Origin of the sequence: Nocardia concava NBRC 100430, from assembly GCF_000308815.1 — a bacterium.
GTDB classification, from domain to species: domain Bacteria; phylum Actinomycetota; class Actinomycetes; order Mycobacteriales; family Mycobacteriaceae; genus Nocardia; species Nocardia concava.
The window spans coordinates 44,791-71,293 of sequence record NZ_BAFX01000042.1 but is presented as its reverse complement, the minus strand read 5'-3'; the positions used below and the strand labels follow the sequence as shown (position 1 = coordinate 71,293).

26 protein-coding genes are annotated in these 26,503 nt (G+C 68.2%); 6 read left to right on the top strand and 20 right to left on the bottom strand.

The window, feature by feature from the left end; genetic code table 11:
* On the bottom strand, positions 1-1,702 hold a 1,702-nt coding region (locus ON43_RS08090; RefSeq protein WP_040805387.1), incomplete at its 3' end, for a Clp protease N-terminal domain-containing protein.
* A 196-nt stretch (positions 1,703-1,898) separates the two neighbouring features.
* Between ON43_RS08090 and ON43_RS08085 the strand changes: the two genes are divergently transcribed.
* The gene (locus tag ON43_RS08085; protein ID WP_040805358.1) at positions 1,899-3,182 is read left to right on the top strand and encodes a M20 metallopeptidase family protein; all 1,284 of its coding nucleotides are present in this window, start codon (positions 1,899-1,901) and stop codon (positions 3,180-3,182) included.
* A gap of 18 nt (positions 3,183-3,200) precedes the next feature.
* On the opposite strand, the gene ON43_RS08080 is transcribed toward ON43_RS08085, so the two are convergent.
* Positions 3,201-3,401 carry a hypothetical protein gene (locus ON43_RS08080; RefSeq protein WP_040805357.1) on the bottom strand — a complete coding sequence of 67 codons (201 nt, stop codon included), beginning with the start codon at positions 3,399-3,401 and terminating at the stop codon, positions 3,201-3,203.
* A 295-nt stretch (positions 3,402-3,696) separates the two neighbouring features.
* Here ON43_RS08080 and ON43_RS08075 point away from each other — a divergent pair, with 295 nt between their 5' ends.
* Positions 3,697-7,281: an ATP-binding protein gene (locus ON43_RS08075; protein WP_051178124.1), complete on the top strand. Its 3,585-nt coding sequence runs from the start codon at positions 3,697-3,699 to the stop codon at positions 7,279-7,281.
* A 135-nt stretch (positions 7,282-7,416) separates the two neighbouring features.
* On the opposite strand, the gene ON43_RS08070 is transcribed toward ON43_RS08075, so the two are convergent.
* The 4 genes from ON43_RS08070 to ON43_RS08055 form a co-directional block, all read right to left on the bottom strand.
* Positions 7,417-7,755: a histone-like nucleoid-structuring protein Lsr2 gene (locus tag ON43_RS08070; RefSeq protein WP_040805355.1), complete on the bottom strand. Its 339-nt coding sequence runs from the start codon at positions 7,753-7,755 to the stop codon at positions 7,417-7,419.
* A gap of 135 nt (positions 7,756-7,890) precedes the next feature.
* A complete protein-coding gene (locus ON43_RS08065; RefSeq protein ID WP_157513949.1) occupies positions 7,891-8,259 on the bottom strand; it encodes an Rv3235 family protein in 369 nt (122 codons plus the stop codon).
* Between the two features lie 348 nt (positions 8,260-8,607).
* Entirely contained in the window at positions 8,608-9,306 is a 699-nt protein-coding gene (locus tag ON43_RS08060) for a hypothetical protein (protein ID WP_051178138.1), read from the bottom strand.
* Between the two features lie 113 nt (positions 9,307-9,419).
* The gene (locus ON43_RS08055) at positions 9,420-10,913 is read right to left on the bottom strand and encodes a flavin-containing monooxygenase (RefSeq protein ID WP_040805351.1); all 1,494 of its coding nucleotides are present in this window, start codon (positions 10,911-10,913) and stop codon (positions 9,420-9,422) included.
* 34 nt (positions 10,914-10,947) lie between these two features.
* Between ON43_RS08055 and ON43_RS08050 the strand changes: the two genes are divergently transcribed.
* Positions 10,948-11,994 carry an AraC family transcriptional regulator gene (locus ON43_RS08050; RefSeq protein WP_245568504.1) on the top strand — a complete coding sequence of 349 codons (1,047 nt, stop codon included), beginning with the start codon at positions 10,948-10,950 and terminating at the stop codon, positions 11,992-11,994.
* Positions 11,995-12,181: 187 nt separating this feature from the next.
* Positions 12,182-12,406 (top strand): hypothetical protein, encoded by a 225-nt coding sequence (locus ON43_RS08045; protein WP_051178136.1) that lies wholly within the window; start codon positions 12,182-12,184, stop codon positions 12,404-12,406.
* Here the strand turns inward: ON43_RS08045 and ON43_RS08040 are convergent.
* From ON43_RS08040 to ON43_RS07990, 11 genes are all read right to left on the bottom strand, one after another.
* On the bottom strand, positions 12,403-13,206 hold the full coding sequence (locus ON43_RS08040; RefSeq protein WP_040805349.1) for a nuclear transport factor 2 family protein: 804 nt from the start codon (positions 13,204-13,206) through the stop codon (positions 12,403-12,405). The genes ON43_RS08045 and ON43_RS08040 overlap by 4 nt on opposite strands.
* A gap of 141 nt (positions 13,207-13,347) precedes the next feature.
* Positions 13,348-14,217: an LLM class F420-dependent oxidoreductase gene (locus ON43_RS08035; RefSeq protein ID WP_040805347.1), complete on the bottom strand. Its 870-nt coding sequence runs from the start codon at positions 14,215-14,217 to the stop codon at positions 13,348-13,350.
* A 164-nt stretch (positions 14,218-14,381) separates the two neighbouring features.
* Positions 14,382-14,951 carry a hypothetical protein gene (locus ON43_RS08030; RefSeq protein WP_040805345.1) on the bottom strand — a complete coding sequence of 190 codons (570 nt, stop codon included), beginning with the start codon at positions 14,949-14,951 and terminating at the stop codon, positions 14,382-14,384.
* A gap of 25 nt (positions 14,952-14,976) precedes the next feature.
* Complete coding sequence (locus tag ON43_RS08025) at positions 14,977-15,933, bottom strand: MlaD family protein (RefSeq protein WP_040805343.1); 957 nt, start codon at positions 15,931-15,933, stop codon at positions 14,977-14,979.
* A gap of 19 nt (positions 15,934-15,952) precedes the next feature.
* Entirely contained in the window at positions 15,953-16,996 is a 1,044-nt protein-coding gene (locus ON43_RS08020) for an MlaD family protein (RefSeq protein WP_245568503.1), read from the bottom strand.
* Positions 16,997-17,151: 155 nt separating this feature from the next.
* Positions 17,152-18,234: an MlaD family protein gene (locus tag ON43_RS08015; protein WP_040805378.1), complete on the bottom strand. Its 1,083-nt coding sequence runs from the start codon at positions 18,232-18,234 to the stop codon at positions 17,152-17,154.
* A complete protein-coding gene (locus ON43_RS08010) occupies positions 18,234-19,253 on the bottom strand; it encodes an MlaD family protein (protein WP_040805340.1) in 1,020 nt (339 codons plus the stop codon). The genes ON43_RS08015 and ON43_RS08010 overlap by 1 nt, the downstream gene beginning before the upstream one ends.
* On the bottom strand, positions 19,241-20,236 hold the full coding sequence (locus tag ON43_RS08005) for an MlaD family protein (protein ID WP_040805338.1): 996 nt from the start codon (positions 20,234-20,236) through the stop codon (positions 19,241-19,243). Before ON43_RS08005 ends, ON43_RS08010 begins: the two co-directional genes overlap by 13 nt.
* Entirely contained in the window at positions 20,233-21,261 is a 1,029-nt protein-coding gene (locus ON43_RS08000) for an MlaD family protein (protein ID WP_040805337.1), read from the bottom strand. The genes ON43_RS08005 and ON43_RS08000 overlap by 4 nt, the downstream gene beginning before the upstream one ends.
* 3 nt (positions 21,262-21,264) lie before the next feature.
* Positions 21,265-22,128: an ABC transporter permease gene (locus ON43_RS07995; protein ID WP_040805336.1), complete on the bottom strand. Its 864-nt coding sequence runs from the start codon at positions 22,126-22,128 to the stop codon at positions 21,265-21,267.
* Positions 22,128-22,964 (bottom strand): ABC transporter permease, encoded by an 837-nt coding sequence (locus ON43_RS07990; RefSeq protein WP_040805334.1) that lies wholly within the window; start codon positions 22,962-22,964, stop codon positions 22,128-22,130. Before ON43_RS07990 ends, ON43_RS07995 begins: the two co-directional genes overlap by 1 nt.
* Positions 22,965-23,362: 398 nt before the next feature.
* Here ON43_RS07990 and ON43_RS07985 point away from each other — a divergent pair, with 398 nt between their 5' ends.
* Positions 23,363-23,578: a nuclear transport factor 2 family protein gene (locus tag ON43_RS07985; protein ID WP_040805377.1), complete on the top strand. Its 216-nt coding sequence runs from the start codon at positions 23,363-23,365 to the stop codon at positions 23,576-23,578.
* Here ON43_RS07985 and ON43_RS07980 read toward each other — a convergent pair whose 3' ends face one another.
* On the bottom strand, positions 23,579-24,667 hold the full coding sequence (locus tag ON43_RS07980; protein ID WP_218003217.1) for a calcium:cation antiporter: 1,089 nt from the start codon (positions 24,665-24,667) through the stop codon (positions 23,579-23,581).
* 106 nt (positions 24,668-24,773) lie between these two features.
* On the opposite strand from ON43_RS07980, the gene ON43_RS07975 reads away from it, so the two are divergent.
* Complete coding sequence (locus ON43_RS07975) at positions 24,774-25,511, top strand: VIT1/CCC1 transporter family protein (protein ID WP_040805329.1); 738 nt, start codon at positions 24,774-24,776, stop codon at positions 25,509-25,511.
* On the opposite strand, the gene ON43_RS07970 is transcribed toward ON43_RS07975, so the two are convergent.
* Together ON43_RS07970 and ON43_RS07965 are read right to left on the bottom strand one after the other, a co-directional pair.
* Positions 25,508-25,924: a hypothetical protein gene (locus tag ON43_RS07970; RefSeq protein ID WP_040805326.1), complete on the bottom strand. Its 417-nt coding sequence runs from the start codon at positions 25,922-25,924 to the stop codon at positions 25,508-25,510. The two genes, ON43_RS07975 and ON43_RS07970, sit on opposite strands and share 4 nt — an antisense overlap.
* A gap of 32 nt (positions 25,925-25,956) precedes the next feature.
* The gene (locus ON43_RS07965) at positions 25,957-26,454 is read right to left on the bottom strand and encodes a hypothetical protein (protein ID WP_040805324.1); all 498 of its coding nucleotides are present in this window, start codon (positions 26,452-26,454) and stop codon (positions 25,957-25,959) included.
* Between the last annotated feature and the right edge of the window lie 49 nt (positions 26,455-26,503).

The following is a 26,503-nucleotide window of genomic DNA, read 5'->3' as shown; positions in this document are numbered from 1 at the left end:
CGGTCTTGCCGACGCCGGTGGGCCCGAGGAACAGGAACGACCCGACGGGCCGGTTGGGATCCTTGAGCCCGGCGCGGGCGCGGCGCACCGCCTCGGCGACCGCGACGATCGCCTCCTCCTGCCCGACCACCCGCTGATGCAGATCATGTTCCAGCTTCAGCAGTTTCGCCCGCTCCTCGGTGGTGAGATCGGCGACCGGGATGCCGGTCTGCCGCGACACCACCTCGGCGATATCGGTGATCTCGACCGTCGGGATCGAGGTGCGGTCCACCTCGTCGGCGGTCTTCTTCTCGGTCTTCGCGATCTCGGCCTTGATCTTGTTGGCCTTCTCGTAGTCCTCCGCGGCGACCGCGGCGTCCTTCTCCCGATTCAGGTGCGCCAGTTTGTCTTCCAGCTCCCGCACCTTGGGGTCGGGGGTCCGCTCGCGCAGCCGCACCCGCGCGCCCGCCTGGTCCACCAGGTCGATGGCCTTGTCCGGCATGAACCGGTCGGTTATGTAGCGGTCCGACAGCTCGGCCGCCGCGATCAGCGCTTCGTCCAGGTACCGCACTTGATGGTGTTCCTCGTACACGTCCGAGAGCCCGCGCAGGATCTCGATGGTGTCGGCCACCGACGGCTCCGACACCATGACCGGCTGGAAGCGCCGCTCCAGCGCCGCGTCCTTCTCGATGTACTTGCGGTACTCGTCGATGGTGGTCGCGCCGATGGCGTGCAGCTCGCCGCGGGCCAGCGCGGGCTTGAGCATATTGCCGGCGTCCATGGAGCCCTCGCCACCGCCGCCCGCGCCCACGATGGTGTGCAGCTCGTCGATGAAGACCACCAATTCGTCGGAGTGCGCGCGCACTTCGTCGAGCACCTTGGTCAGCCGCTCCTCGAATTCGCCGCGGTACTTGCTGCCCGCCACCATCGAGCTCACGTCCAAGGCGATGACGCGGCGGTCGGCGAGCGTCTCGGGGACATCGCCGTTGACGATGCGCTGGGCCAAGCCCTCCACGATCGCGGTCTTGCCGACGCCCGGGTCACCGATGAGCACCGGATTGTTCTTGCGCCGCCGCGAGAGGATCTCGACGGTCTGCTCGATTTCCTCGGCGCGCCCGACCACCGGATCCACCTTGCCCGCGCGGGCCTCGGCGGTGAGGTCGCGGCCGTACTCGTCGAGGGTCGGGGTTTCCGAGGGTTCCTTGGCGGCCTGGGTCGCGGCGGGCATCTTCGTGCCCGAGAGCGCCTGGGCGGCCGGACTGTCCTGCACGCTCGCGATGCCGAGCAGCAGGTGCTCGGGCCCGATGTAGCTGCTGCCCGCCTCGGCGGCGCTGCGCTGCGAATTGCGCAGGGCCAGCTTGGCGGCCGGGCTCAGTGCCAGGGCGTGATCGCCGCCGTGCGCGCCGACGCCGCTGCCCGCGGCGGTCTGCATCTGCTTGCGCAGTTGCTCTGGGTCCCGGCCGATTTCGGCGATGATGCTCTTGGCCGGTTCGACGTTCGCGGCCGCGTAGAGCAGGTGTTCGGGCGTGATCTCCGTGCTGCCCCAGTCGTGCGCGGCCTGGCGGGCCTCGTCGACGACCCGTTTGGCGCTCTCGCTCAGCAAACGGCTCAGGTCGATGCGCTGCACCGGGGGCTGGCGGGACATTCCGGATCCGAAGAAGCGGTTGAAGATGTCGTCGAAGGAGTCGAAGGAACCCATCGAACTGGGCCAACCCTGGGTCATGGTCACCTCGAGGCTCGGGGTGACGCTTCGGCACGCTGCTATTCGAGAACGAGCCTGCCGACGCGTCAGCTAACGGATGGCGAACTCGCGTTCCACAGTAGTAGCCTCGGCGCGGACGGCAAATGGCCGTGACGACTTTGTTTTGGATCCGATTGGCCCTTGTCAGCCCGCGGAGTTCCGATCGAACGGAGTCCTGATGAGCACGATCTACGACGAACTCGACGCCGATGCGGCGGCGGTGGCCGGGCAGGTGGTGCGGTGGCGGCAGCATCTGCACCAGCATCCCGAGCTCTCCAACCGCGAGGTCGAGACCGCGGCCCTGATCACCGATCACCTGAAATCGCTGAGCCTGGACGAGGTTCGCACCGGCATCGCCGGACACGGCGTCGTGGGCGTGCTGCGCGGCGGGCAGCCGGGCGAGCGGGTCATCGCGCTGCGCGCCGACATCGACGCGCTGCCGGTGCCGGACCTGTGCGGGGTGCCGTTCGCCTCGCACGTGGTGGATCAGAACTATCCCGGCGGGCCGTTCCCGGTCTCGCACGCCTGCGGGCACGACTGCCACACCTCGATGCTCATGGGCGCGGCCACCGTGCTCGCCGGGGTGCGCGAAAAGCTGCCCGGCACCGTGCTTTTCGTGTTCCAACCCGCCGAGGAGGGGCCGCCGGTCGAGGAGAAGGGCGGCGCGAGCGAGATGCTCGCCGAGGGCGCCCTCGACCATCCGGCGCCCACCATGGCCTTCGGTTTCCACGTGACGCCATTTCCCAAGGGCTACATCGGATATCGAGTCGGCAATCAGTTCGGGGCGTCCTGCCTGGTCAAGATCACCCTCACCGGGCAGCAGGTGCACGGGTCCACGCCGTGGATGGGCATCGACCCGATGCCCGCCGCGGGCGCGATCCTCACCGGGGTCGGGCAGATCTACCGCCAGGTCAGCGCCTTCGATCCGGTCACCGTGAGCATCGGGCACGTCGAGGACGTCGGGCGGTTCAATATCATCGGCCAGACGGTGACGCTGTGGGGCACCATCCGCTGCTCGGTGGAGAGCGATATGGCCGAGGTGCAGCAGCGGTTGCGGACGCTGGCCGTCAACTCCGCGCAGGCCTACAACTGTTCGGGCACAATCGAATTCCTGCAGGACGTGCCCGCGGTGCACAACGAGCAGGCCTGGATGGACGCCGCGCTGCCCACCTTCCGGCGGGTGGCCGGTGACGACAAGGTGGTGCCGACTCCGCCGACGCTCGGATACGACGACGTCTCGGAATTCGTCAACAAGTACGGCGGGCTGTACGTGACGCTGGGCGTGCAGGACGCGCAACTCGATCCCGCGACGGGAATGCCGTTCCCGATTCCGGGCGGGCGCGGGCTCTTCATGAACCACAATCCGCACTTCTACGCCGACGACGGCACCCTGGTCACCGGGGTGCGGCTACACGCACAGGTGGCCTACGACCATCTCAGCGGCACGCTGGTGCCGAAATAGGCGGTAGCCGAAACAGATTCAGCGCATCGCCGCGACGACGGGCATGAAGGGCGCGTAATCGCGGACGTGGCCCTCGGTCCAATCCCACAGCGACATGGGATCGACCTCCACGCCGCGCTGCAGAATCAGGCGCCAGCCGTCTTCCTGCTTCTCCCAGATATCGCCGTCGCGGTCGACGTACATGCCGGTGTCCTGGGGCTCGGTACCGGTCTCACCCATTCCCCGGGGAGTATCCAATCGCTTCACCACACCAACCATCCCCTTATCTCAGGTTGCTTCCAGTCAGAAGTATCGTCGCCCCGACTTTCGGCCGTCTTCCAGCCTGGTTGTGTGACACATTCGTACTGTTAGCATTAGCAACAAAATTCCGTACCACACGGTCTTCTTCATGGACGCGGCCGACCGTAACTATCCGACAACTATTCGGCAACCTTTTGGCATCTTCAGGTTTTTGCGGGATAGTGCTCTTCTTGCGGCGAACGACCAGTTCGCTTCCGGTCGCAGGAGGATACCGATGGCAGGCGCGGAGCTGAGAGTTCTCGGCCCGCTGCAGCTGTCGGTCGACGGCCGCGACATCCCCTTGGGCACTCCCATGCAACGCGCCGTGCTGGGCCGTCTCGTCGTGGCCCGCGGCCAGGTCGTGAGCACCGAACGGCTGATCGACGACCTGTGGGCGGGACATCCGCCGCCCAAGGCGGCCGCGGTGCTGCAGGTGCACATCCACAATCTGCGGCGACTGTTCGAGCCACAGCGCGCCCGCCGCGCGCCCTCCCGTTTCATCGTGTCCAAATTGTCCGGATATGCGCTGGCGATTCCCGAGAACGCCGTCGACGCATGGCATTTCGAACAACAACTGCGGACCTACCGGGAACTTGTCGGCAATCGCGAGATCCGCACCGACCCGACCGAGCGCAATGCCCTGCTCGAAACCGCCCTCGCACTCTGGCACGGGCCCGCCCTGGAGGCCTTCGCCGACGCCGACTGGGCCACCGCCGAGGCCGACCGGCTCACCGACCTCCATCTCACCGCCGTGGAACTCAATGCCCACACCGAACTCGAACTGGGCCGGGCCGGCGAAGTCGTGCGCAAACTCCGCCAAATCTTCGAAGACCATCCGGGGCGCGAGGAAATAGTGCGGCTGCTCGCGCTGGCGCAATATCAACTGGGTCAGCAATTGGAGGCGCTCACCACAATCCGCCGGTCCCGCGAATTCCTCGCCGGACGATTCGGCGTGGACCCCAATCCGGCTCTGCGACAACTCGAAATAGCAATTCTCAATCATTCCGCCACGCTCACGCCCGCGTACCGGGAACCGGCCTCCTCGGCACCGCGGACGGAACCCGCTCAGCCCGTAGAGGAGTCGGCGGGCACCGGGGACGCGCCGCCACCGCGGGGCGCCGCGGCGGTGGTCGGTGAAGTGACCGCTGCCGAATCACATTGCGGCACCGGCTACACCGCCGAACTGTCCGAGCTGCTGCGGACCGCGGAGGAGGCGCGCGGCGGGCAACTGCGACTGGCCTGGGTGGCGGGCGAGGCCGGAATCGGCAAGAGCGTGCTCGCCGGGGCCGTGCTCTCCGCGTTGGCGACGGGCGGCTGGACGGTGGCCTCGGGCAGCTGCCCCGAAATCGAGGGTGCGCCGATGGCGTGGGCCTGGTCGGAGATCCGCGCCGCACTGGATACCGACCCGGACGCGTCGCCGCGGCCCGCGACCGACGATGCCTTCATGCTGGCCCGGGTCATTGCCGAGAAGTGCCGCCGGGCAACGGGTTCCGGGCCGGTGGCGCTGTTGCTGGAGGATGTGCAGCGGGGGGACGCCGCGACCCTGCAGGTGTTGCGGCAGGTGGTCAACTGGCTGCGGGAAGAGCCGGTGTTCGTGCTGGTGACGCTGCGGCGGTCGGAAGCGGCGCAGGGGGCGCACAATACGGTCGCCGCGTTGGCGCAGCACACGGCGGCGTGGGTGGAACTCGGCGGGCTGGATCTCGACGGAACCGCGCGGACGGCGCGGGCCGCGGGGCTCGACGAACTGGACGCGGAGACACTGAAGCAGCTGCACCGGCGGACCGGCGGGAATCCGCTGTTCGTGCGGGAGGTCGCGAAAGCGCTTGCCGCGCACGGGAAGCTGGACGCGGTGCCGGATTCGATCCGGGAATTGATCGAGGATCGGATCGCGCAGCTACCGGACGGGGTGACCGAGGTGCTGCGGCAGCTGTCGATCTGGGGCGAGAGCGTCGATCTGGCCATCCTGAGCGCGGCGGCGGGGCTGGGTGAGGACACCGTCATCGATCTGGTGGCGGCGGCCGAGGCGGTGGGGCTGGTGGATTCGGGCAGCAGCGGGGGGATCCGGTTCGCGCACGCGCTCATCCGCGATGCCGTGTACCTGAGCATCCCGCCGCTGCGCCGGGGCCGGATGCATTGGGCGGCACTGGAATTGCTGGAGCGGCGGGCCGAGGAGTTCTCGGCGGTGGCGCGGGATCCGGACGTGCTGGCCCGGCACGCCGTGCGGGGCGCGACCGCCGAAACCGCCTCGCGGGCCATCGAATACGTGGAGCGGGCGGCCGAGCGGCGGAGCCGGCGCGGAATGCGCAGCGCCAGTGTCGGGCTGCTGCGGTCGGCGGTGGAGCTGCATCGGCTAGCCCGGCACGACGCCGATCACGCACCGGTGTCGGACCGAATCGCCTTGCTGCGCACCAAGTGCGCGCTGGTGACGGCACTGGCCTACGACAATCGGCACCGGGAGGCGCGGGCCGAACGCGACCGGGCGCTGAGTCTGGCCGAACAACTCGGCGATCCGGACCTGGTAGTGCGGGCATTGACCTGCTGGCGCGCCCCGGTGATCTGGGCGATCCGCGATTGGCGAGAACCCGATCAGCACATGCGCCGCGCCCTCACCCGCGCCCTGGCCCGGCACGGCGTCGAACCGTCACTGCTGGCCCTGCTCGCGAACGGGACGGCCGGATCGGCCCCGCTCCCCCACCTCGCCGATCAACCCCGCCACTCGGGCACGGACTCACCCCGTCATTCCGGCGCGGTTTTGGCCGGAATCCAGCACGCGCACATGGATCCCGGCCAAAAGCACGCCGGGATGACGAGCGGTACCGATGCCGGGCTCGTGACGAAATCCGCTGCGGCCGACGGCGATCTGGTGCTGCTGCTGGTGGCGGCGACCTTCGAAACCGGTCTCGTGGAATACACCACCGGGCATCGCCTGGCGCTGCTGGCGCTCGAGGTCGCGCGCCGGACCGGGGACCCCGAATTACTGTGCGCCGCCATCAATGCGGTCGCCTATCTGGCCTTCGACTACGACGCGGAGTTCTCGGAACTGGTGGCCGAGCTGGAGGAGGTGGCCACGGCGGCCGGACTGGCCGAGTATCGGGCGCTCGCGCATTATCTGGGATATCGGGCCGCGGTGGCGCGGGCCGATCTGCGGGAGGCGGAGCGGCGGGTGGCCGCGGCGGTGGAGTTCGCCGACGAGGGACAGCTGCGGCCGCTGCTGGATATGGTCGCCTGTTTCGCGGCGACCATGGAGCTGCTGCGCGGCGACATCGATCGGGCCGAACGGCTCTACGCCCGGTTCACCACCCGCACCCGGGAATCCGGCGTGGCCAATCACACCGAGGCGGAGTTGTTCTGCGCGCTGTCGGTCGGGTGGGCACGCGGGGAACTGGGCGGATTGCTGGACCGGCTCGAACCCGCCTATGCGGCATTGCCCGCGGCGGCCGCGCCCGCGTACACGCTGGCGCTGCTGCGGACGGGGCAGCGGGAACGGGCGCGCGCGGTCTACCTGGAATCGGATCCGATTGCGGCGGGCATCTATCCGGTGCTCATGTCGGCACTGCGCGCGGTCGCGGCCATCGAAGTCGGCGACATTCCAGCAATTCAGCGGCTGTACGAATATCTGGCCCCGCACGGCGGGACGCTCATCGGACTGGAGACCGGAATGACCGAGTTCGGTCCGATGGACGCCATTCTGGCCGAACTGGCCGCCGCCCGGGGTGACGCCGACACCGCCGCGGCGCATCGCGACCGTGCCGAACGCCTGCTGGAAAGGATTCGCGCGGAACTTCCCGACCGGGCGAGCGCACTGTTGCGCGCCGTCTGAGGCGCGGCGGACGGGCGCGCGGAATGTCATTGCCGCAACGCCGTATCCGGTTCGAGCCAAAGGCCGGAAATGTCAGGAGCCGATGGCTCCCGGCCATCGGCTCCCGCGGAATTTCTCCATCGCGATTAGCGCTGGTTAATTCTTGGCGCGCTGGTAAGCGTCGACGATCTCCGCGGGGATACGGCCGCGCGAGGAAACCTGGTGGCCCTGCGCCCGCGCCCATTCCCGGATCGCGGTGCTCTCTTCACGGTCGACGGCCGGGCGGGTACGACCGGCCGCCACCTTGCGCTTGGAACGACCGACCTTGCGGGCCTTCTCCGTCCACTGCTCGAGCGACTCCCGCAGCTTGCCGGCGTTCTTGTTCGACAGGTCGATCTCGTAGTCGTTCCCGTCGATCGAGAAAAAGACGGTTTCGTCGGCCTTCGATTCGCCGTCGTAGTCGTCAACCAGAGTTACGGTGACTTTCTTCGCCATGGACTGCCCTTCCACGTGTGAGGTGCCGCTATTCGCCGAAATGCTAATGCCGCGGGATGCAGGATTCAAACCAGGCGCGAATCGAATTAGGGGCGACCAGACAATTCTGCTATTACCGCAGAGACCAGACGGTCTTCAGCATGCCCGGAATGCGGCCAACCGCCACCCGGAACGACCGCGGACAATGCGCGCCGCGAGCGCGAAATGCCGCGTGCCACGGTCGTATCCCGCGCATACTTCGGCCCGGCCGGGCTCGGCAATGATCACATCGACCCTGGTGAGGGTCGCGCTGCCGAGTTCCCGCCCGGGTAGCCGCCCCGCACCGGCCAGCGTGCGCACCGCGGCCACCACCGCCGGCTCGGCAAAAGCCCCCAACTGCCCCGCCGGCCGCCGCCCGTCCAGCACCTCGAGCGCGGAACGCAGTGCTTTCCCGGCGAATTCCCTTGCCGCAGTGTTGTACTCATCACTGTGCCGGACTTTCACAGCGTGCGAAGACCGCACCACCCGCCGCAACCCCACCGACCCCGCACCCCGCGAAACCGCTCCCCGATCCACCCGATTCCGGCACCGAACCGGGATCGCCTCTGGCCCCCGATCCCTCGCCCGCGCCGGACACGCCTCCAACGGCGGCTCGAACCGCGGTGCGGGCAGCAGAAATCCATTCTCCGACCCCACAGACACTCCCCTCGACTCCCAGCATGAAATGCCGCGACAGCATGGCACGACGCGGCTTCCGGGCGAGGCAGGATGCGAACTCTGCACCCCTCGCGGAGCCTCCGGCTTTGTGTCCGACCGAGATCCACTCGCGCCGGGAAGGATCGCGACCGTCTGCGCCGGAACGGCGAGGCCGCGTTATCGCAGCAGGGCGAGGCGTCCCAGTAGGTCGGTGGGCAGGTAGAGCAACGGGCTGGTGGTCCAGGTCTGGCCAGACTGCGGGTCGTACTGGTCGGGCATTGCCACGCCTTCGGGCGCGAAGGCCCGGAAACCGTGCTTGGCAGTGGTTTTCGTGGCCCGCCACTGGTGGTCCTTGAAGGCCACCACGGCCGCCCCATCGGTCGCGACCGCAGCACCCCGCAGCGCGGCGATCTGAGCGGCCACTCCGTCGGTGGAGAGATAGACGAGCGTGCCGTCGGGATTGCGCTCCGGATCTATCGAGACGACATCGCGCATCGCGTACCGCGACGTCAGCACCTCGGCGATCTCGGTCTGCGCGTAGACAGGAATGTTCCGATCACCCCGTGCGGCAACGACGGCAGCCGCGAGGGCCTCGTTCACCGGCCCTGGTTCGCCGACCGTCCGCGCCGGATCCACGCCCGCCGGAATGCGATTGCCGAAGCTGTAGGCGACGATCAGCGTCGCCGACTCCGCCGGTGCAGTAGGCACAGTCCAGATATCCAGCGGCGCAGGGTCACTCACGACGGGCGCCGCAGGCGCGGGCGGTCCGGCGGAGGCGACCGAGCCGAGCCCGGAGATCACTCCGAACAACGCGGCGCAGACGGCCGTCAGTGCCGCCCGAATCGCGTGTACCGGGCCATATGTCCGCTTCGCCATCATGCCCGCCATGCTAGCCAGCGCTGTTCGGGGCATCGCCCCGACCGAGGCAGGGGCCGGCGACTGCGACCTCACAGGCCCGGATCTGCGGCATCACCGTGGCTTGGGCGGGTTCAGACCCGTTGCAGGGCCTTGGCGGCACCTACCGGGCGCAAGGTCTTGCTCAGGTCGGTGCGCATGGTGGTGGCGGTGTCGAGGAGGTAGTTCTGGCGGACGGACCAGGGGTGGCGGTCGCCCTGGCGGGGGAAGGCGGAGATGGAGCGCTGGATGTAGCCGGAGGCGAGGTCGAGGAGGGGGCGTTCCTGGAGGGGGCGGTCGGGCCGGGGGACGACGGCGGTGTAGCCGTTGCGGTCCATGTAGGAGAGGACCTTGCAGACCAGGCGGGAGGTGAGGTCGGCGCGGAGGGTCCAGGAGGCGTTGGTGTAGCCGATGCAGACGGCGAAGTTGGGGACGCCGGTGAGCATGGTGCCCTGCCAGACGAATTGGTCGGACAAATTCACCGGGGTGCCGTCGACGATCAGGTCGACGCCGCCGAAGGCGAGCAACTGCAGGCCGGTGGCGGTGATGACGACATCGGCCTCGAGCACCTTGCCGGACTTCAGTCGAATGCCTTCGGGCACAAAGGTTTCGATGTGATCGGTGACCACCTCGGCCTTGCCCTTGCGCATGGCCTTGAAGAAGTCGGCGTTGGGCACCGCGCACAGGCGCTGATCCCACGGGTTGTAGTCGGGGGTGAAGTGCTCGGCGACCAGGTTCTCGTCCTTCAGGATTCGCGTGGTCAGACCGGTGAGCAGCTTGCGCGCGGCCTCCGGCCGACGGCGACAGTACTGGTAGAAGCCGATATTGAACAGAATGTTCTTGGTGCGGATGATCCGGTGCGCCAGATTCGGCGGCAGCAGTTCGCGAATCCGGTCCGCCACCTTGTCCCGGCCGGGGACCGCGGAGATCCAGGTGGGGCTGCGCTGCAACATGGTCACGAGCTCGGCCTGCTCGGCCATGGCCGGGACCAGGGTGACCGCGGTCGCGCCGCTGCCGATGACCACCACGCGCTTGCCCGTGTAATCCAGGTCCTCGGGCCAGAACTGCGGATGCACAACCGTTCCGGCGAAGTCGGACAGGCCGGGGAATTCGGGCTCGTGGCCGTGGTCGTAGTTGTAATAGCCCGAGCAGGAGTAGAGGAACCCGCAGGTGAGCGAGCTGGTCTCGACCCCGTCGGCGGTCTTGCGCTCCAGCGTCAGCGTCCACCGCGAGTCCGCGCTGTCCCACTGCGCGGCAACGACTTTGGTGCCGAACCGAATGTGCCGGTCGATGCCGTTCTCGCTGGCGGTCTCCTGGATGTAGCGCAGGATGGACGGCCCGTCGGCGATGGACTTGGCGTCGCGCCAGGGCTTGAACGGGTAGCCGAGGGTGAACATATCGCTGTCGGAGCGGATGCCCGGATAGCGGAACAGATCCCAGGTGCCGCCGAGCGCGTCGCGCGCCTCGAGCACGGCGTAGCTGCGGCCGGGCTGTTCGGTCTGCAGTCGGTACGCCGCGCCGATGCCGGAGAGCCCGGCTCCGACGATGACGACGTCGAGGTGTTCGGCGGGGGCAGGCGCGGCGTTCATGACCTCCAGTCTGTTGTGCCCGGCAGGAGGTTTCTTGACTCCGCGCGACAAGTATTTGATCCTGGACGACATGTCGGTGATCAGATCCGCGGGCCTGCGCGGATTCCGCGCGACCGTGGCCGAACTCGGCGGCGATGCCGAGGAGCTGGTCACGGCCTGCGGCCTGCCCGTCGCCGCCCTCGACACCGACGATCTGCTGGTCCCCGACCAGGCGGTCGCCGCGGTCCTCGAGCTGGCCGCCCATCGGCTCGACTGCCCGGATCTGGGCCTGCGCATGGCCTCGCGGCAGGACCTCGACATGCTCGGCCCGCTGGCCCTGGCCATCCGCAACTCCCCCACCCTGGCCGAGGTGCTGGAGTGCACCTCGCGCTACCTGTTCGTGCACGCCCGCTCGCTGAGTCTGACGATGGGACCCGACCCGTACGGCGATCGCGGCGTGATCGCGCTGCGCTACGGCGTCACCGCGCCCGGCCTGCCCACGCCGGTGCAGGGCACCGATCTCGGATTGGCCTTCGTGCACAGGACCATTCAGCGCCTCACCGAGGACCGCTACGGCCTGCGCTCGGTGGAACTGCCCTACCGGCCCGCGGCGCCGATCCGGGCGTACGAGGAATTCTTCGGCGCGCCAGTGCGAATCGAGCGTCCGGAGGCGGTGCTCAGGGGGCCGAGCAGCCTGGCCAACCGGCCGCTCTCGGGCGGCGACGAGAACCTGCATCGGCTGGCCATGGCCTTCCTGGCCGAGCAGTCCGGCGGCGTGGCCACTGCCATCGCCCCGCGCGTGCGCACGACGCTGCAGAAGCTGCTCGGCACCACCGCACCCGAAATCGATGCCGTGGCACGGCTGCTCACCATTCATCCACGCACCCTGCAGCGCCGGCTGGCCGCCGAGGGCACGACCTTCGCCGCCATTCTCGACGAGGTGCGCCGCGCGGAGGCCCGCCGCTACCTGACCACCACCGATATGCCCATGAGCCAGGTGGCCTCGCTGCTGGGCCTGGCCGAGCAGTCGGTGTTCACACGCTGCTGCCAACGCTGGTGGGGCGCTACGCCTACCGCTGTCCGGCGAGGTAAGGCAAGCTGAGCCCGCTCGTCATCCCGGCATGTTTTTGGCCGGGATCCACACTGCCGCGGTAGATTCCGGCCAAAACATGCCGGAATGACGGGGAGACGGGTCAGCCGCCGACGAGTTCCGCTGGGCCAATTGGCAAATCAAGCACGGCGAGTCTCGCGTGACACGCAATCGTTTTGTGGGTTGCAGCGTGTCGATCATGGTCATTCGGCGCTCGCACCACCAGGATGTGCTGATGATCGCCGAATGCCCCTCCTGCGCTTGGCCCTCCCCCACTGTCGCCGCACACCCCGGCGTGCAGTATCTGCGCTGTGTGTGCGGCCAGTGGCTGATCAGCGTGCACGGGAAGGTGGTCGGCGCGGCCGGGGGCACCACGTTCAGCGGTAAGAATCCCCTGGCCGAGATCGCCGGTATCCGGGATTAGCTGGCCTGTACGAAGATTCGCGCGGACTCGATGCGCAGGCCGGCGGTGAAGTCGAGTTCGGCGATACCGCTGCCCTGCCGGGTGTCCACCGTCGCGGTGACCGTGCGCCCGGCCGCGAGCGCCTTGCTCCAGCGCAGACCCTTCACCCGAGTGGCGAAGTCCTCCAGCGACATCGCGCCGTCGGTGCCCCACTCCAGGCGCGGCACCGGCACCAGCGCCGCGCGGGCGGCGGCGGAATCACCGCGACCGAGCGCGTCCAGCAACCGGCCCGCCGCGGCCTTGCCCGGCTTGCCGACGCCGCGCAGGCCGGACATGAAACCGATTGCGCCGCCGACGCCTTGATTGCCGAGCAGCTGCGGGCCGAGCTTGGCCCCGGCCAGCAGGCCCTGCGTGCCGGAACCCAGGAGCTGGCCGATCATGCCCGCCAGCTCCCAATGCGCGCGCAGCGCACGGATTTTCAGGGTGCCGTCCACGTCCTCCAGGTCGTAACGCAGGTGCATCGGCACGTGCAACGTCACGCCGGTGGACATGGTGGTGGCGATGCTCAGATCGCGGAACACCGTCATGCCGCACACCACGTCATTGGTGACGTCGAAGACGATGCCGTTGGGCGCGATGAAGGTCTCATAGAAGCGCTCGATGGCCGCGCGCCCGACGTGCGGGCGCGAGCCGACCGGATCCTCCACACTGCCGTTCTCGGCGAAAAGGCCCACCCAGGCGGCCTTGTCGTGCGCGCCGACCGCCCGCGGGGAGGCTTCGACGGTCGCCAGCAGTTCGGCGGCGGTGGGGTTCGCGGGCACGGTTCCTCCAGGTGGTGAGCAAGCGCGCGCGATGATACCGAACTCCCGGAATCCCCACGTCATTCCGGCATGTTTTTGGCCGGAATCCACGGCGGCAGTGAGATCCCGGCCAAAAGCACGCCGGGATGACGGGTAGGAGCGTCAGATCGAGGTCAAGCGCGGGAGCAGGCGTTCGGCGAAATCGGTTGTGTAGGCGACCGGATCGCCGTCGGGCATGAAATCCAGTTGGGTGATGCCCAGGGCGGCCAGCTCTTCGGCGGTCCGCACCACCTCGTCCGGGTCGGCGAGCCCGGAACGGGATACGTACAGCGCGGTCTTGCGGATGGCGTCGTAGTCACGCTGCTCTGCCTCGCAATGCGCGCGCAGCACCTCGAGCTTGCGGGCCACATCCTCGACCGAGCTCGCGAAGAGGTTGCAGGCGTCGGCGTAGCGGGCCACCAGCAGCAGCGTCTTCTTCTCGCCACCGCCGCCGATCAGGATGGGCGGGTGCGGGCGGGTCAAAGGCGCTGGCACACAGAGGGTCTCGGCCAGCTGGTAGTGCTCGCCCTTGTACGGCCCGTTGTCGGGACCCCACATCTGCAGGCAGATCTGCAGCGTCTCCTCGAGGCGCTCGAACCGCTCGCCCATCGGGACCACCGGCACCCCGAGCCCGCGCTGCTCGCGCTCGTACCAGGACGCGCCGATGCCGAGTTCGGCCCGGCCGCCGGAGAGCACGTCCAGCGTGGTGACGATCTTGGCGAGCAGGCCCGGATGCCGGTACATCACGCCGGTCACCAGCAGCCCCAGCCGCATCCGCTCGGTCAGCGCGGCCACATAGCCGAGGGTCGTGTACCCCTCCAGCATGGGTTCGTCGGCCGTGCCGCTGTGCTCCATCTGGAAGTAGTGGTCCATGACCGTGAACTGCGTGAACCCCGCCTGTTCGGCAATGCGGGCGGTGGCCGCCAGGGTGGACGCGATCCGCCCGGGTTCGGCGGGTGTCGAATAGTTCCAGTAGTGCAGACCCAGTTCCATGCCCGACTCCTCCGTCGTTTCCCGGTGGGTGATATGCCTGAAATCCGCCCTTCAGTCTGCACCCTCCGCCGGCCACGCGAGGCGCGAAGGGCGCAGCCCGGACATGCGAAAGGCCCCGCCCGAGCGAAATGCTCTGGCGGGGCCGGGATCTCGTGGCCGCAGGGTTACTGCTTGGGCAGCGGGAGGTCGATGCCGCCGACGTCGGTGACCTTCCAGTCGCTCTTGGGATCGACGTTGACCGTGTAGTAGATGGTGGTCAGGACACCGTCGGGGTTCTGGGCGTTGGTGGAGTTGACGTTCAGATAGACGTTGACCTTGTAGACGCCGTTGTCTCGGTTGATGACCTGGGAGCTGAGCAGGGTGGGGCTCGAGGTCCACTTCAACGGAACCAGGATCTCCTGCAGCTTCGATGCGGTCGCGTCGAACTTGCCCGCCAGCGCCGGGGTGGTGTTCGCCTTCAGACGCGAGGTCCAGGCATTGAAGTCGGCGTAGTTGAGGTTGGCCGCGCCCAGGGCGTAGTCGGAGGCGACCTGCGCGGCGTGCTTGTCGTCGGCCGCCTGCGCGTCGCGGTCCTTCAGATCGCCGCGCGCGGACTGCCACAGCACGGTGACCCACACGAGCGCACCGACGAGCAGCACGGCCGCGCCGGTGAGCAGCAGCGTCGACAGCTTCAACGAAACCGTCTTGACCTGCGGCTGCGCGGTCGGCAGCGTGGGTTCGGTGTCCTGAGACATGGGGTCTCCTCCTAGCTGGGTACTGCTACTTCACGTTGACCTGCACACGCACGGCACCGTCACCGGTGGACGCGAGCGCCTGCGAGATCAAGCTGCTGATATTGACTTGCGGCCCGGCCGTGCGTGCGGCATCGGCAAGCGGCTGCAGCTGCGGGGCGAGGGTCTTCAATTCGGGTCCGGCCTGCTGGAGCCAGTCGCTCAGCTTGACCAGGAACGGTGCCAGCCCGTTGCCCTCCACATAGGCCTGGGGGCCTGGGGCACGGTCCACCAGTCTACCGACGGCATTGATGAGCTCCTCGAGCGACTGCTCGAACTGCACGAATGCCGGTGCGGCTGCCGCGGTCGCCTCGCCCATGCCCGCGATATTCGAGGCCGCAGCCTGGAAGCTGTTGAGTAGCTGGGCGATCTTGGGTTCGCGGCTCATGATGGCCTGGGCCAGCAGATCACCCGCGCGGGTCAGGTTCGGCATGGACGAATCCGTGTCGTGGAACGCCGTTCCCAGGGTGCTGGCCAGCGAGGCCGCCACCTTCGGGTCCAGCTGGTTCATGACCTTGTTGACCAGCCGCGACACCTCGGGAATCGACAGCGGCGACTTGACCGCCGCGGTGTCCAGGCGCTGCCCGTCCTTCAGGTACGGCCCGCCCGGGGCCTTGGCCCGGAATTCCACGTACGGCTCACCCAGCGCGGAGAGCTGCTCGATGGTGATATCGCTGTTGGTGGGCAGCTTGCGATCACCGTCGATGCGGAAACCCACCTCGACGCCGCGCGCGGTCGAGTCCACCGAGGTGACCTTGCCGACCTTCATGCCGGTCAGCAGAATCGGCGAACCCACGCTCAGGCCACCGGAATTCGGCATCACCATGGACGCGTCGGTGTAGTGCGCGAACGGATCGGCCCGCACCACACCGAAGGTCAGATAGCTCGCGCCCACCACGGTGACGACCGCGATGCCGCCCAGCGACGCCAGCGAACCCCACTTCATCGAACGGCCCCAATCTCTTTCATCGCACAGCGCCGATCATGCGCAGTCCGGCCAGAATGTTGGTGACCTGGTCGTCGCGGGAAACCGAATCCGCCTTGATCCCGGTGATGTTCACCTTCGGCCCGTTCTCCACGAACGGAATCAGCTTGTCCCGCACCAGCGATACCAGCGCCGACAGGTTCGACGGCTGCGACAGATCCAGGGGCTTTCCCGAAAGGGCGAGCGGCGCAAAGGCTTGCGTCACCGGATCCAGCGCACCGGCCAGCGGGGCCAGCCACACCAGCGACTGTCCGAGCTGCCCGAGCACCGCGAAGATCTGGGTGACGCCCTTGATGGAATTGGTGACGCCGGTCATGGCGTCCACCGACTCCTGGCTGAGCTGATGGTCCAGGAAGTCCGCGCGATCGTGCAGCACCTGGGCGTTCACGCCGAGGCCGTTGAGCAGGCTGTCGACCTTGTCGAGATTGGCCGCCAGATCGACCGCGTTCCCGGCTGCGTTCTGCGCGATCCGCTTGGTCTCGTCGGGATCCTGCGGCAGCACGGCATTGAACCGGTTGATGATGTCCTGCAGCTGATTGATCGCCCCGCCCTGGGTGAAGGCGGCCAGCGCGGCCATGGTGTCCTCGAGCTGCACCGGCGGCTTGGTGTGCTCCTGGGTGATGGTGCCGCCGTCCTGCAACAGCGAACCGAACCCGCCCGGCGGCGTGGTCAGCGCCAGGTGAATATCACCGAGCACCGTATTCTGCCGCAGCTCGGCCACAGTCGCGGTCGGCAGCTGCACCTTCGACGAAATATCGGCGTCCACCACGACATACCCGCCGCGTCCGCTCGAATGCGCCGAATCCACCACGCGCACACCGCTCACCGAACCCACCTGCGCGCCATTGGCGATGACCTTCGCCTTGGCGGGGAGATTCAGCACATTCCCGAACTCGATGTGGATCCGGTAAGTCGGCCCCGAGATCGTGGTCCCGGGCACCGGCACCGACGACGGATCGAAGGCACAGCCGCCCACGCCGACGAGCAGCCCGGCGGCCAGCACGGCAGCACCCGCTCGCTTCACGCGGCGAGACGCCCCCTTCGTCATTCCGGCGCGCTTTTGGCCGGAATCCACAGCGGCGGGGTGGATCCCGGCCAAAAGCATGCCGGGATGACGGGGTCGCCCACCACGGGGACGGGAGGATCCGGTGTCGATGCTGATGTCCCAGCGTCCGATTCTCATCGCGCACCTGCCATTCCGAGCACCAGGGGCACCAGCGGGACGTTCACCAGGCCGTTGGCGGCATCGGCGCACGCGCCCGGGGAGGCCGCGTTGACGGCGGCGCAGACCTGTTCGGCCTGCGGGGCCGGGAGCGCCGCGCGCGGCGAGCCGTAGGTGACGCCGTCGCCCATCATGTGCTGGGCGGCATTGGTCAGCACCGGCAGCTTGAGCACGACCTCCGACAGCGAGCCGACATTGGCGCGCAGCAGGCGCACCAGCGGCAGGGTGTCGTTCAGGGCCGTCATGATCGGGTCGCCCGCGATGGTGACCAGATCGTTGAGCATGGGCAGCACGTCACCGAGGCGGTCGATGAGTTGCGCACCGGGACCGATCAATTCGGTGGTGGCATTGTTCAGGGCCGGGCCCAGCCGCAGCAGCATGGAACGCAGATCGCCCCAGTGCTCCTCGACCTTCTGACCGACCGAGGCGAAGGCGTCGAAGATGCCCGCCAGGTGGCCGATGTCGGCATCCGGTTGCGACAGCGCCGAACCCAGCTTCTTCACGATCTCGTTGATCTGCGGTCCCGCGCCCTGGGTGGCGGTGTCGAGCCCGGACAGGCCGTGCGCCAGCGCATCCGGGGCCTGCGTCTGCTGCAGCTGCGACGAGAGGTCGGCGAGCGCGGTCAGCGTCTCGGTAATGCTCTTGGGCGTCAGGGTTCTGGTGATGCACTGCGACGCATCCCAGTGCTTCAGGTCCTTGCCGGTATTGAGCACCGCCAGATTGCGGTCGGCCACAATGGAATCCGAGACCGTGGTGGCCGCGGCGTCCGCGTACACCGGGTACTGGGCGTCCACGGTGAACTTGACCTTCACCTTGGTGCCGTCGGTATCGATGGAATCGACGGTGCCGACCGGGATTCCGCGCATGGTCACCTTGTTGCCGGCGTAGAGGCCGACCGCGTCGGGCATGACGGCGCAGTAGGAGACGGTCTTCTTCATCGGGTCGAACCAGATGAAATAGCCGACCACCGCGAGCACCACGACCAGCACCGCACCGGCGACCGACATGAACGCCTGCGATCCGAGCATCCGCTTGAACATCAGCAGTCCTTCCCCGGCACCGGAATGCACACCTGCGGCAGGGTCACGGTCTGGCCCGACTGGTCGACCTTCACGCCGCCGTCGGGAATCACCAGGTCCGACAGCTTCTTCTGCAGGTCCTGCGCGGCGGTCAGGGTCGGGGCGAACTTCTGGCCGAGCTGCTCGAGCTGGGTGATGGCATCGGTCAGCTTGGGCTTCAGATCCGAGAACGTGGGTTCCACGCCGCCGAGCCGGCCGAGCACGTCGCTGAGCAGCCGGATGGCCTCGGCCATCTCGGTGTGCTTGTCGTCGAGCACGGTCACCAGCAGATTGGCGTTGTCCATGAGCCGCCCGAGATCGGATTTCGCGCCGTCGTACATGCGCACGTACTCGTCCGCCACCGCGACCGCGTTCGACACCTGGCTGCGCTGCTTGTCCAGCGCGTCCACGTAGGTCTGGACCGTGGCCAGCGTGGTGCGCAGGCTGTCGGGCGCGCCGTCGATCGAATTGCCCAGCGCCGCAAGGTTCTTGTTGAGCGTGGAGCCGTCGATCTTGGCCAGCGGGGTGGCCGCGTCCTGGAAGGTCTCGACCAGGCTGTAGGGCAGGCGCACCCGGTCGGCCGGGATGGGCGCGGAGCCCAGCGGCTTGCTCCCGGCGGGGAACACCGCGACGTAGTGGCCGCCGACGATGGTCAGCATGCGAATGTCGAGTGAGGTCTGATCGCCCAGGAACACATCGGATTTCACGGTGAAGCGCATGACGACCTTGTCCGGCTTCAGTTCCAGGGACTTGACCTCACCGACGGAGATCCCGGCGATACGCACATCGTCGCCCGCCTTCACCGACTGCGCCTCGGACAGTTCCGCGGTGTAGGTGTGCTTGCCGAACGGCACCACGTACAGCGCACCCGCGGCCGCCAGGCCCAGCGCCACCACGATCGCGCCGATGATGCCCTTGCGCAGATTGCGCTTCTGCTTGGTCGCGTCGTCGACGACGCGATCGTCCCGCCGCAGCAGGTTCGGCAGTCTCATCCGTTGCATATCGCCACCTGCTGTCCCGAGATGAGCACCTTGACCACCGCGGGAACATCCGCGGTGCCCTTGCTGCACACCGGCTTCCAACCGCCCGGGCCGCCGGCGGACACGTCGGCCGCACCCAGCACCGCGGGCAGGCGGCCGAAGGTCTCCACCGCCTCCTTGGCGTCGGGGAAGACCTTGCGGATCAGCGCGTCCACATCGGAGCCGCTGGTGATGCCCAGTGACGTCAGCAGATTGTCGATGGGCCGCAGCACCGACGGCGCGGTCATGGCGAACTGCGCCAGGCCGCCGATGTTCTGCTGCAACGCCTCGAAGATGTCGGACAGCTGCTTCAGCAGCGGCACCAGGTAGTGCACCCGCCCGCCCAGCCGGTCGGACAGATCCGACATGTTCCGGATCAGCGTCCAGATCACCTGCTGCCGATTGTCCACGTACGACGCCAGTTTCCCGATCGCGTCCAGGGCCGGTCCGACACCGCTGCCGTCACCTTCGATCAACGCCACCATGCTGGCGCTGAATTGGTTGATGGCCTCGGGAGAAATGGTCTGCAACACCGGCTTCAGGCCGTTGAACAGCTGCGTCACATCGAACGACGGCACCGTGTGGTCGTCGCCGATGCGCGCGCCCGCCGCGATCCGATTGCCCGGCTGCGGCTGCTGCTGCAGATCGATGTACCGCTGCCCGGTGAGGTTCTGGTAGCGGATGGCCAGCTTGGAGTTGTCGTAGATCGGCGCATCGGTCTTGACCGACAACTGAACTCGCGCCTTCGCACCCTCGAGGCTGATGTTCTTGATCTTGCCGACCTGCACCCCGTACATGCGCACGTCATCGCCGACCTTGAGGCCGTTGGCGTCGGTGAAGATCGCGTCGTGGGTCTCGGTCCTACCCGACACCGGCCGCTGGATCGCGGTCATGATGAGCATGAGCACCACCGCGATCACGCCCGCGAACAAGGCCAGCCGCCACGCGGCCGCTTTCACACTCATCGCGCCCCTCCCAACAGAGGAACGGCGATGGCGGGCACGCCCTTCAGCTCGACCTCCACATTCAGCACCGGTCCCTGCCCGTTGTCGGGCATGGCCGCGCGCAACCGCTCGAGCAGCTGCCTCAACTCGACCGCGGACTGCTGCGGCTGCGGCACCATCTGCGCCAGCGCGGTCAGCACCGGCACCAGCATGTCGGTGGTGCCGGAGAGCTGAGTCCCGGCCTGGGCGAAGGTGTTCGCCAGAATCGGCAGCAGTTGCCCGGTGACGGTCGCCACGCCCTTGTCGTAGGCGGCGCGATCGTTCTGCAGGCGCTGCATGCTGCGGATCAGATCCACCACCTGCACGGTCGCGCCCGCGAACTTGCCGCCGCCGTCGAAGGCCGGGCCGAGATTGCCGAACAGCTCCGACATCGGCATCTTCTGGTTGTTGGTGATGGTGCGCTGCGCGGTGATGAGCGCCTGCGCCAGCGGCGTGAACGCCTGGGTGTCGGCCGCGGCCTGCGCGATGACCGAGGCCATCTGCGGAGTCAGCACCGAACCGCCCACCTGCGAGGCGCTGCGCAGGATCGAGCCCATGGTGGCGTCGTAGACCTCGGACGCGCGGCGGCCGGTGAAGTCCAGCACCGTGCCCGAGCGCAGCGGCGAACCGCCCGCGCCCCGGCGCAGTTCGATCTCGCTGATGCCGAAGAGGTTGGCGGGCGCGTAATCGATCTGCAGGCTGTCGTCGATCCCGAACAGCTTGGTGTCGTCCAGCCGCAGCGAGATCTGCTGCGTCCCATGCTGGTCCGGCGCGATATCGGTGACCTTGCCGACCACCACGCCATTGGCCCGCACCTCGGTGCCGACCAGCACGCCGTCACCGATCTGCTCGGTGCGCAGTGAGATCGGCAGCCCCGGTTCGGCCTGCTGCGACCGGTACAGCGACCAGCCCGCGGCGACCGCGATCACCAGTGCCAGCGCGACCGCGCCGACCGTCATCGCGCGCTTGCGATCCACGGCCACACCCGGCATTCCGTAATTCGGCATCCCCTACCCCGTGAACGTAATCGCCGAGTTGAAGCCCCAGAGGGACAGCGACAGCACCATGTCCATGGCGATGATCGCCACCGACGACGCGCGCACGGCCTTGCCCGAGGCGATACCCACGCCCTCGGGACCGCCGGTGGCGAAAAAGCCGTAGTAGCAGTGGATCAGGATGACGACCACCGCGAAGATGGCCACCTTCACCACGGCCGCGATCACGTCGAATCCGGACACGAACTGGAAGAAATAGTGGTCGTACACGCCCGCCGAGGCCCCGTGCACCAGCGTGATCAGCCCGCGGCAGGCCGCATACGACAGGATCAGCGCGATCAGGAAGGTCGGAATGATGGCGACCGCGCCCGCCAGCACGCGGGTGGTCACCACGAAGGGAACCGAACGCAGGCCGAGGGATTCGATGGCGTCGATCTCCTCGGAGATGCGCATGGACCCGATCTCGGCGGTCATGCGGCAGCCCGCCTGAGCCGCGAAGCCGATGGCGGCGGCGATGGGGGCCAGCTCACGGGTGGTGGCGTAGGCCGACACCAGACCCGACACCGGGCCCATGCCCAGCATGTCCAGTGTCGTGAACGACTCCACCGCGACCGACGCGCCCATGACCAGGCCGAGCACGATCATCATCGGCACGGTCCCGCCGCCCACGATGACCGAGCCGCGGCCCCAGGTCATATCGGAGATGGCGCGCATGGTCTCGCTGCGATAGCGCTTGAGCGTCAACGGGATCGACGAGAGCACCTGCCAGACGAAGGCGAGCACGAAGCCCAGGTTCTCCACCCGGCGCAGGATCAGTCCCCGGCGGCGGTAGGCGCGCGCGGCCCAGCCCAGCCCCTTGGGCACGTAGGTAGCCGACATCAGGCCAGCCTCGTCGGCAGGAACATGTCGGTGATCTGGGTGGCGACCAGGTTCACGGTCACGATGGACACCACCGACAGCACCACCGCCGCGTTCACCGCGTCGGCGACACCGCGCGGGCCGCCCTTGGCCTCGAGCCCGCGCTGGCAGGCGATGATCACCACGAGGAAGCCGAAGATCACGGCCTTCAACAGCGACACCCACACGTCGGCGGTGGTGGTGAAGGAGCCGAAGGTGGACCAGTACGAGCCGGGCGTCACGCCCTGCCCGCCGATGGCGACGCCGTAGCCCGCGAGCACGCCCACGAAGATGATGAGCACGTTCAGCAGCGGCGCGACGAAGACCATGGCGACCAGGCGCGGGATCACCAGGCGGTGAATCGGGCTGATGCCCATGGTGTTCAGCGCGTCGATCTCCTCGCGGATGGTGCGCGCGCCCAGATCCGCCGCCAGCGCCGCGGCCCCCGCGCCGCCCAGCAGGAAGCCGGTCGCCAGCGGCGCGCCCTGCTTGATGACGCCCAGGCCGCCGGTCGCGCCCAGCAGCGAATCCGCGCCGAGCGTGTGAATCAGGTTGCCGACCTGCACGGAAACGATGACGCCGAACGGAATCGCGATGAGCACGGCCGGAATCGCGGTGACGGTAATCAGCCGCCAAGCCTGGAGAATGGCCTCTTTCCATTGGAATTCGCGGCGCACGATATCGGTGAAGGTGCCGACCACCGCCTCCTCGGCAATGCCGACCGCACGCCCGAAGGTGCGCAGCGACGCCACCGTGGTGCCGGAGAAGTTGTCGCGGACGATGCGCGCGGCGGACCGACTCTTGACGGCCCGGGTCATCGCGGGACTACTTCATCAGGACGCCGGAACCGGCGTGGGGTGGCGAGCTTCAAAATTCTTCTCCGTGATCGGCAACACTGCCTGCCATCAAAGCTAATGGTTACGGCGAGTTACAACAAATCGCTTTGTGATGTGATCGAGACCATCAAGCTACCGACGAGTACGCAATCTGTCACGCCCGGTCAACGGGGCGGACATGCATGCGACCTGCGGTTCTAGAACGTGTTATCAGAGCAGATCGGTCATGCTTGTGATCTCCAGCACCTATCGCGCGAACCCTCTCTGAGACCTTTTCGAGACCGAGAGCCATACCTAAACCAGAATTGAGTGATCTAGCAGCAACCCCTGATTCCCATCGAACCCACACGTAACCCGGACGCGGCGTGTTCACTGTCGCTGTGGACAACACAGTGTCGGCGGTCCTGCACTCGATCGAGGCCGGCGACTGGGCGGAATTCGCGAAACTCGTGCACCCCTATGTGCATTGGACCGAGGACGGCGTCACCACGCGCGGGCGGGTTCAGGTCATGGCCCTGCTATCCCGGCATCACGCGACCAAACCCGCGACGTCGGTCGAAATGCGTGACGGCCAGGTCTACGGCTGGAACTCCTGATTACGGGCTGACCGCCAGAAAAACGAAGGCGGAGAACAACACCAGGTGCACACAGCCCTGGAGCAGAGTCGCGCGACCCGGCACCACGGTCAACGCGCCGACCACCACCGTCAGCGCCAGCAGCACCATCTGGGTCGCGCCCAGGCCGAGCATGAGCGGGCCCTCGATCCAGATCGAGGCCAGCGCGATGGCCGGAATGGTCAGGCCGATGCTGGCCATGGCCGAACCCAGCGCGAGATTCAGCGAGATCTGCATGCGCTCGCGGCGCGCGGCGCGCACGGCCGCGATGGTCTCGGGCAGCAGCACCAGCAGCGCGATGACCACGCCGACCGCGGACTGCGGCAGACCGGCCGCGGCGATACCGGCTTCGATATTGGGCGAGACCACCTTCGCCAGGCCGACCACACCGATCAAGGCAACCAGCAGCAAACCCAGACTCAGCAGAGCCTGCCGCTTGGTGGGCGGGTCCTCGTGCTCGTCATCCGCGTCGATCGCGACACCCTCGACGGGCAGGAAGTCGTCCGGATGCCGGACCGTCTGCACCATCACGAAGACGCCGTAGAGCACCAGCGAGGCCACCGCCGCGAAGATCAACTGCGAGGCGGAGAAGACCGGGCCGGGCTCACTGGTGGTGAAGGTCGGCAGCACGAGACTCAGCGTGGCCAGCGTCGCGACCGTGGCCAGCGCCGCGCCGGTGCCCTCCGCATTGAAGACGGCCACCCTTCGGCGCAGCGCGCCCACCAGGAGCGACAGGCCGAAAATGCCGTTGCAGGTGATCATTACGGCGGCGAAGACGGTATCGCGCGCGAGCGAGGCGGCCTTCTCCCCGCTCGACACCATGAGCGTCACGATCAGCCCGACCTCGATGATGGTCACCGCCACCGCGAGGATGAGCGACCCGAACGGCTCGCCGACCCGATGCGCCACCGTCTCCGCGTGATAGACCGCCGAGAGCGTCGCGCCGATCAGCCAGACCCCGACCAGCACCGCCACGACCGGGTTCAGCTCCCGGCCCCACGAGGCGGCCAGCACCACGGCTGCCACCAGCGGGAGGATGACCGCCCAGTACCGACTGCAGAAACGCACCATGATCACCATCGTTCCAGCAAACCGTCCGCATACCCCGCAAATGGGAGCGATCCCTCCCCCGATCGCGTTACCGCATGACCGCCCGCCGGTGAATTAGGCTGCCCACGTGGACGACACCTCCGGACCCGACGCGACCGGCGCGACGCACCCGCACGAGCCACACGACGCCAGCCTCGCGTCCAAGCTCAACTGGCTGCGCGCGGGCGTGCTCGGCGCGAACGACGGCATCGTCTCCACCGCCGGTCTGGTGGTCGGCGTCGCCGCCGCCTCCACCGACACCAGCGCCATCCTCACCGCGGGCATCGCGGGCCTGGCCGCGGGCGCCATCTCGATGGCCGTCGGCGAATACGTCTCGGTCAGCACCCAGCGCGACACCGAGCGCGCGCTGCTGTCCAAGGAGCGGCAGGAGCTGGCCGACGAGCCGGAATACGAACTGGCCGAACTCACCCAGATCTACGAGGCCAAGGGCCTGAGCGCCGAGACCGCCCGGCAGGTGGCCAAGGAACTCACCGAGCACGACGCCTTCGCCGCCCACGCCGAGGCCGAATTGGGTTTGGACCCACACGATCTCACCAATCCGTGGCATGCGGCGCTGTCCTCGGCCGTGTCGTTCACCCTGGGCGCGATCCTGCCGATCCTGGCCATCCTGCTGCCGCCGGTGCAGTGGCGCATCCCCGTCTGTTTCGCCGCCGTGCTGGTGGCGCTGGCCATCACCGGTTCGGTGAGTGCGCGTCTGGGCGGCAGCAATCCGCGCCGCGCGGTGCTGCGGGTCGTCATCGGCGGCGCGCTGGCCATGGCCGTCACCTACGGAATCGGTCAGCTCGCGGGCATTTCCGGAATCTAGTTCGGGACCGGAGCCGAATCATCGGGCGGCGCGGGCACATCCGGCGACGCGTCGACGGGACCCGAAGTGTCCGGGCCGATCACGACCGGGATCTCCACCGGATGCGGCGCCACGGGCGCGACCGGCGGCGGTGGGGCCGGATTCGCTTCGGCCGGGGCCGGATTCGGCGTGGCGGGCACCTGCACGGCCGGTGCGATCTCGGGTGGCCGCCGCGCGGGCGCCGGGCTGTCGTGGCGCGGGCGGACCACATTGACGATCGAGGTGTCGGCGATCGGGCGATCGCCGGAGCCGGTGAGCCACATGCCCGCTCCCACCCCGGCGGCCATCAGGGCCGCGACCAGGACCACCAGGCCCAGGCGGCGGGGATCGATATCGTCCGCGTCGCGCCGGATCTCGTCGACGGTGCCGAGCATGGCGGTCCTCCTTCGGATTCCGGGCCGCGGCGTCAGGGGGCGGGCGGCGGAGGCGGGGGTGGGGGCAGCAGGAACGGCAGGATCGGGGCCAGGATGTCGGGCAGCGCCGGCGGGGCGGGCGCGGGCGGCGGGGGCGGGGCCGCGGCGGATTCGGTGGTCGGGTCGGGCGCGGGCGCGGGCGCGGGCGCAACGTACTGCTGGGTCTCCGGTGCGGGGGCGGGCATCTGCACCGGGGCGGCCGGTGCGGGCGGCGGCGCGGGGGTGGGCGCCGGGGGCTTGGCATTGACGGGCTGGGTGGTGCTCGAGGACGGTTTGCCGGGCTCGTCCCCACCGCCCGGGTTGACCAATCCGGCGCGCAGGGTGCCGCCGATCAGGGCGAACACCACGCCCGCCGAGAGAACGACGAGTCCGACGAGCACCTTGGGCGACATCTCCCCCGGCGCGGCCAGGCCGGGGGTGCCGTCGGCGGACGGGGTGGCGGGCTGTTCCCGCGCCACTTCGGGTTTCTCACGAACCGCACCCACCGCCACCCGGGAACTCCTTCGAGTCGAAGTACTCGCCCGCCGATCCGAAAAGACT